Genomic DNA, 6,370 nt, shown 5'->3' with positions numbered 1-6,370 from the left:
GCAGATACGTATAATTAAAAAGAAATCCCTCCGGGGACGGAAGGATTTCCAGTGTAGATATGTATATCAGTACCTTTGTTTTAATGTGTTATAAGAAAAAGGAGTAAATAACGTATTGTCCGGAGAGGTGCAACGAACACCCACGATTTTTGTGATTTCGGTCGGGGGGGAGAATTGGTTTGGGGTATAAGGATTGTTGAAACCGACCGGATACAATAAAAACGTGAGTGCTGTTATACTATTATCTAAATCGAGGTCTTAGCATACCGTGCACCAGATAATGATAAACAACAGACACCTATGCTAATCAATATATATATAACATCTTTAATCGATATGTTGATATACGATCATCTACGTGGAGTATCTGTTGTATCATCTCCCGGTGCATGAAATTTGCTAAGTTTCGATTTGGGAGACAATACGTTATTTACTCCGTTAGGAAATAAAAAACGCTTTTGCTTTTTCATCACGCTGATGGGTAGAAAGCGTATGACAAAGATATATGTTTTTTTCGGAATTAGATGGAAAAGCGGGATTGATTACAGGAAATATGGTATATTGATAGGGTAGATATGATATATAGATAAGGAATATGGTGATAATGATGAAAAGTTTCCGACAGTTTAATCATGAACTGCACTCTTAAAGTTGGATACAAAACTTTAGGAGTACAGTTCACTAACCGCCAGAAACATTATATTTCTGTACAACTATTTTTTTATTTCGTTTTAGTTCCGTTTTCTTTCCGGCTTTCCGGAGAAGATAGTCAGTTCTAAAATTTCAAATATGATTTCTGTTGTGGTATATCCGTTAAATGTATATTCCAGATTTTCGTCCTCAAGAAAGTATTTGAGATAAATGGTTGGAGTGCCATTGTGGAAGTCGAGAAAAAGGTAAGAAGTATAGTTATAGATACCCAGATCGGCAAACTCATTTAGAATAGCAGTATTGAAAACTGTGCACCAGCCTGTTTTTGATTCGTTTCCGGACATTTCGAATCTACGATGTTCTTTTGCGAGATCGTCCTTTTTTACATGTCTGAACTGCTCGAGCAATTCATCATTGAAAGAAAGGCGTTGTCTGATAAAATTAAAAACTTCCTCCTTTGTCATTTGTTTTAAATCAGTTATTTCCATTTTTACTTAATTAGTCGGGTAAAGGTACTCCCTTTATTTGATAATAAATCGGATTTGGTGATATTTCTTTTATTTCTTTTTGGGGTTATATCTCTAAAAACTTTCTGACTCCGGCTGAAACCATTTTGTTTCGAAGGGGGAGGAATAAACAAATCGAAAGGAATAAGGAATACAGAAACGAAAAAGAGGAAATTCTCTACGAGAATCTCCTCTTTTTTCATCTTTCACGAAAGATCGAATTATTTCTTCTTACGGTCACCGTAACGGCTCATGAACTTATCAACACGACCTGCAGTATCCACCAATGTAGATTTACCTGTATAGAACGGGTGAGAAGTGTTTGAGATTTCAATCTTCAGCAACGGATAAGTTTCACCTTCGAATTCGATGGTTTCTTTAGTTGCTACAGTTGACTTAGACAAAAACATGTCACCATTTGACATATCTTTAAATACTACCGGACGGTATGATTCTGGATGAAGGCCTTTTTTCATTTCAGTATCTGTTTTTTTAATTTATATTCTGTTACTATTTTGGTAAGAAATAGTGTAATGGTCATTTTCAGAGCGCAAAGATAATGCTTTTCTGTGAAATAGAAAAAGGTTTTATGGAAAAAACTTCGATAAAGATGCTCTGCTTTCTAAATTTAGGCAATCCGTACCTATAATATATCTATATTAATATGATTCGCATTATTCATATACGAATAGCATAACTCATATTGATGAATGATGGATAGAATGCAGAAATGCACTTTACTGTCTTTTATCCGTTTATTTGCAAGGTAGACATTACAATCTAATGTCACACTCGTATTCCTGCTAATTTTTGGTGTCTGATTTAAACCTTTTTCTACTATATTTTTCTTTCCAATGTTCGTTATTCGATGGATAATGCTTACTTTTGCGTAGAATTTTTATTCACTAACAATAAACTTTAAACAAAATGGTAAATTACAAAGATTTAGGATTGGTAAACACAAAAGAAATGTTTGCTAAGGCTATCAAAGGTGGATATGCTATCCCAGCATTCAACTTCAACAATATGGAACAGATGCAGGCTATCATCAAGGCTGCTGTTGAAACTAAATCTCCTGTGATTCTTCAGGTTTCTAAAGGTGCTCGTCAGTATGCTAACGCTACTTTGTTGCGTTACATGGCACAGGGTGCTGTAGAATATGCTAAAGAATTAGGCTGCGCACATCCGGAAATCGTTCTTCATCTTGACCACGGAGATACATTCGAAACTTGCAAATCTTGTATCGATTCAGGTTTCTCTTCAGTGATGATCGACGGTTCTCATCTTCCTTACGAAGAAAACGTTGCATTGACTAAGAAAGTTGTTGAGTACGCTCACCAGTTCGACGTAACTGTAGAAGGTGAACTTGGCGTATTGGCTGGTGTAGAAGATGAAGTTTCTGCTGACCACCACACATATACTGACCCTGAAGAAGTAATCGACTTCGCTACTCGCACTGGTTGCGACTCTTTGGCTATCTCAATCGGTACTTCTCACGGTGCTTACAAGTTTACTCCGGAACAATGCCACATCGACCCGGTTACAGGTGTAATGGTTCCTCCTCCATTGGCTTTCGAAGTATTGGATGCTGTAATGGAAAAACTTCCGGGATTCCCTATCGTTCTTCACGGATCATCTTCAGTTCCTCAAGAAGAAGTGGAAACTATCAACAAATACGGTGGTGCACTGAAAGCTGCTATCGGTATTCCGGAAGAATGGTTGCGTAAGGCTGCTAAGTCTGCTGTCTGCAAAATCAACATCGACTCTGACTCACGTCTGGCTATGACTGCTGCTATCCGTAAGACTTTCGTTGAAAAACCAGCTGAATTCGACCCACGTAAGTATCTTGGTCCGGCTCGTGACAACATGGAAAAACTGTACAAGCACAAAATTCTTAACGTGCTCGGTTCTGATAACAAATTGGCACAGTAATCCTCGGATTATTCCATAAATAAAAGAAAGGCTGCTCCCGGTTAACCTAGGACAGCCTTTTTTATTAACTTAAATATTGTCCCAGCGAATATCATTGCAGAGCAGAGCCATACTTATTTATTGTTCTGTTCATTTTTCATGGATGTTGAGTGTCCGTTTTGAAAGAATTTTTCTACTTTCTGTTTGTCTCGAAGAACTTTCAGCCAGTTGGCAGCAGCATTATAATAATTAGATTTTCCCAGGATAAGTTCGCCTTCCTCATTTATTTCCAGCTCCTCTTTCTCACTGTCTTTAGGACGTGTTTTTAGAAATGCTTCCAGGCAGCGCTCGGTGTTTTTCTTGTCTTTCAGGGCATAGAAGTATATATAGGCCATGTCATACAATAGTTTGTGGTTTTGTTTGTCATACTGTTGGTAACGTTCTTTGATGGATTCGATCTGTTCTTTATGCATTTGTGCCATCTTGTAGCAGTCGGTCATTCCAATATAGAGTCTGGTCATGCTGCTATCTTTAGGTATGGATAATTCAATTGCTTTTTCCAGATAGTTTACGCCTTCTTTTTTCCAGGAAGTTTTAGAACACGCCCGGCCGAGATAATAAAGGAGATTGATATTATCGGGATCGTATTTACGGGCGACTTCCAAAAAATCATGGGCTTCGTAATATTTCTCCACTGCATAATAGCTAATTCCCAGATAATAACAAGTGTGGAAGGTGCTATCTCCTTGGCTAACAAGATATTCATAACGCCGGATGGCAGTGGGATAGTCTCGTTTGAGGCAATATGCCAAGGCATTCTGCCGGTTGACCGAGATATTGGTACTGTCAATTTGACGGTATTTTTCTGTAGCTTCGATGGCCTCATCGAAATATGAACCGGATATATTCAAAGCTCCCAGTTTGGTGGCAGCCAGGTAATCGTCGGGATATTTCTCCTGAATATTGTAATAGCAACCTGCGGCAGGCAGAAGTTCGCCCATCCCTTCAAAACTTTGAGCTTGCAGATGCAGGACAATAGCGGAACTGTCTTTTTCCGTCATTAGACTACTTTCGCCAAGTGCATCGCGAAACTTTTGCTGGGTCAGGAGTAAACTGATATATTGAATACGTACATATTTGTTCTCCGGATTCAGATCAAGGGCGTGTTCGTAATATTTCAGCGCTTGATTGTATTTGGCCAGTGCCCGGCAGCATTCGGCTGCTTCAATGAATGCACGAGCATTGGTGGTATTGTTAGAGATAATTTCTTCGTAGGTGGATAGTGCCTCTGTGGTGAGTCCTAGTCCTCGCAACGCTTTGCCTTTCTGTAAGAGTAGGTGAGGGGTTGATTTCTTTTGGGCGATAAGAGAAAGAGCTGTCTCGTAATCGTAGTTTGCCATAGCTTCCTGAATATGGTCTGTGTGTTGTGCCATGAGAGGGATGGTGCAACCAAGGAAGAACAGAATAATAATCCGTTTCATAAAATCTTATTTTAGTTGTTTGACTTATTTGTTGCAAGTTACTAAAAATATTTTATTTACGAATTATTCGTAGATCGTTTTGGATAGATTAACGGAATGATAAGAGAAGATAACACTATGGCTGTATATAAAGAACACCCGTGTCGCAACTGAATGTAACACGGGTGATCTTTATATATATGTTTAAAGCATACCGAATGGAAATCCGGCAGGGGCATTTGTCTCTTACATCAAGAATCCAAGCAGGATACCGGCAGCAACTGCTGAACCGATCACTCCGGCAACGTTCGGCCCCATAGCGTGCATCAACAAGTAGTTGGTTGAATCGTATTCCAAACCGATTACTTGCGAGATACGTGCAGAGTCAGGAACGGCAGATACACCTGCGTTACCGATCAACGGATTAATCTTGTTGCCCTTCTTCAGGAAGATATTGAATATCTTAACAAAGATGACACCGGATGCAGTTGCAATGATGAATGACAATGCACCGAGAGCGAAAATCTTGATAGAGTCGAGCGTCAGGAATTCGGAAGCTTGCGTAGAAGCACCTACTGTCAGACCCAACAAGATAGTGATAGTATCAATCAACGGACCGCTGGCAGTATTAGCCAAACGACGGGTTACACCACTTTCTTTCAATAGGTTACCGAAGAACAGCATACCTAGCAAAGGCAGACCGGAAGGAACCAGGAAGCAAGTCAGCAACAAACCGATGATCGGGAAAATCACCTTCTCTGTGTGAGAAACTGCACGCGGCGGTTTCATGCGAATGACGCGTTCACTTTTGGTGGTGAGCAGGCGCATAATAGGCGGCTGTATCACTGGAACCAACGCCATGTAGGAGTAGGCGGACACCGCAATGGCTCCCATCAGGTTAGGTGCTAGCTTGGAGGAAAGGAAGATGGCCGTCGGACCGTCTGCTCCACCAATGATACCGATAGCACCGGCTTGCATCGGGTCGAAACCCATTTCCAATGCGATCATGTATGCACCGAAGATACCGAACTGTGCAGCTGCACCGATCAACATCAATTTCGGGTTGGAGATAAGTGCCGAGAAGTCCGTCATAGCACCGATGCCTAAGAAGATGAGCGGCGGGTACCAGCCGGAGGTCACTCCCTGATACAGGATATTCAATACAGAACCTTCTTCATAGATACCGACTTTCAGTCCCGCATCCATATTAAAAGGTATATTACCGATCAATATACCGAAACCGATAGGAATCAGCAACATCGGTTCGAACTCTTTGGCTACTGCCAAATAGATGAACCCCAAACCCACAAGAATCATAACGATGTGCCCTACAGTAGCATTTGCAAAGCCCGTATATGTCCAGAAGTCGGCGAGGTTATTTCCTAAAAAGTTTATAAAATCTCCCATATTATTCAATAATTACGAGGTCATTACCTTCAAGAACAGAGTCACCTTTGTTTACGTTGATGGCAGTAATTTTACCGTCTTTATCCGCATTGATATTGTTTTCCATCTTCATGGCTTCCAATATAATGATAGTCTGGCCTTTCTTTACAGTATCGCCTACGTTTACTTTGATGTCAAGGATAACGCCCGGCAGCGGAGATTTCACTCCCGATTTTCCGGTAGACGGAGCAGCTGGTTTCACTACTTGAGTAGGAGCAGTAGGAGCATTAGGCATAGGACGCACTGTTACTGGTTTCGCAGCAGGCTTCGGTTGTTTCTCCATTTCTACTTTATAGTGTGTACCGTTCACTTCTACATGAGCGATATTATCTTCAATATTTCCGATGGTCACTTTATAAGAGTTACCATTGATCTTATATTTGTATTCTTTCATCG

General features: G+C 40.4%; 6 protein-coding genes. 1 reads left to right on the top strand and 5 read right to left on the bottom strand.

Going from position 1 to position 6,370, the window contains the following annotated elements; genetic code table 11:
* Positions 1 to 731 precede the first annotated feature (731 nt).
* Both I2I13_RS11495 and I2I13_RS11490 read right to left on the bottom strand, forming a co-directional pair.
* Positions 732 to 1,139 (bottom strand): hypothetical protein, encoded by a 408-nt coding sequence (locus I2I13_RS11495; RefSeq protein ID WP_148364681.1) that lies wholly within the window; start codon positions 1,137 to 1,139, stop codon positions 732 to 734.
* 239 nt (positions 1,140 to 1,378) lie between these two features.
* On the bottom strand, positions 1,379 to 1,633 hold the full coding sequence (locus I2I13_RS11490; RefSeq protein ID WP_005678397.1) for a type B 50S ribosomal protein L31: 255 nt from the start codon (positions 1,631 to 1,633) through the stop codon (positions 1,379 to 1,381).
* A 451-nt stretch (positions 1,634 to 2,084) separates the two neighbouring features.
* Here I2I13_RS11490 and I2I13_RS11485 point away from each other — a divergent pair, with 451 nt between their 5' ends.
* On the top strand, positions 2,085 to 3,089 hold the full coding sequence (locus I2I13_RS11485; protein WP_195649554.1) for a class II fructose-bisphosphate aldolase: 1,005 nt from the start codon (positions 2,085 to 2,087) through the stop codon (positions 3,087 to 3,089).
* Positions 3,090 to 3,202: 113 nt separating this feature from the next.
* Here I2I13_RS11485 and I2I13_RS11480 read toward each other — a convergent pair whose 3' ends face one another.
* From I2I13_RS11480 to I2I13_RS11470, 3 genes are all read right to left on the bottom strand, one after another.
* On the bottom strand, positions 3,203 to 4,549 hold the full coding sequence (locus tag I2I13_RS11480) for a hypothetical protein (protein ID WP_195649553.1): 1,347 nt from the start codon (positions 4,547 to 4,549) through the stop codon (positions 3,203 to 3,205).
* Between the two features lie 225 nt (positions 4,550 to 4,774).
* On the bottom strand, positions 4,775 to 5,935 hold the full coding sequence (locus I2I13_RS11475; protein ID WP_117937399.1) for a sodium ion-translocating decarboxylase subunit beta: 1,161 nt from the start codon (positions 5,933 to 5,935) through the stop codon (positions 4,775 to 4,777).
* A 1-nt stretch (position 5,936) separates the two neighbouring features.
* Complete coding sequence (locus I2I13_RS11470) at positions 5,937 to 6,368, bottom strand: biotin/lipoyl-containing protein (RefSeq protein ID WP_148364684.1); 432 nt, start codon at positions 6,366 to 6,368, stop codon at positions 5,937 to 5,939.
* Between the last annotated feature and the right edge of the window lie 2 nt (positions 6,369 to 6,370).

This window comes from Bacteroides sp. D55t1_190419_B8 (genome assembly GCF_015558905.1).
Taxonomy (GTDB): Bacteria; Bacteroidota; Bacteroidia; order Bacteroidales; family Bacteroidaceae; genus Bacteroides; species Bacteroides vicugnae.
Note: the sequence above shows the minus strand (reverse complement) of the source record. Positions and strands in the feature narration are given on the sequence as shown.

What these genes read in the sequence shown, in the direction of transcription:
- I2I13_RS11495 (WP_148364681.1), bottom strand. Translation starts at nt 1,139, where the DNA reads ATGGAAATAACTGATTTAAAACAAATGACAAAGGAGGAAGTTTTTAAT.
- I2I13_RS11490 (WP_005678397.1), bottom strand. Translation starts at nt 1,633, where the DNA reads ATGAAAAAAGGCCTTCATCCAGAATCATACCGTCCGGTAGTATTTAAA.
- I2I13_RS11485 (WP_195649554.1), top strand. Translation starts at nt 2,085, where the DNA reads ATGGTAAATTACAAAGATTTAGGATTGGTAAACACAAAAGAAATGTTT.
- I2I13_RS11480 (WP_195649553.1), bottom strand. Translation starts at nt 4,549, where the DNA reads ATGAAACGGATTATTATTCTGTTCTTCCTTGGTTGCACCATCCCTCTC.
- I2I13_RS11475 (WP_117937399.1), bottom strand. Translation starts at nt 5,935, where the DNA reads ATGGGAGATTTTATAAACTTTTTAGGAAATAACCTCGCCGACTTCTGG.
- I2I13_RS11470 (WP_148364684.1), bottom strand. Translation starts at nt 6,368, where the DNA reads ATGAAAGAATACAAATATAAGATCAATGGTAACTCTTATAAAGTGACC.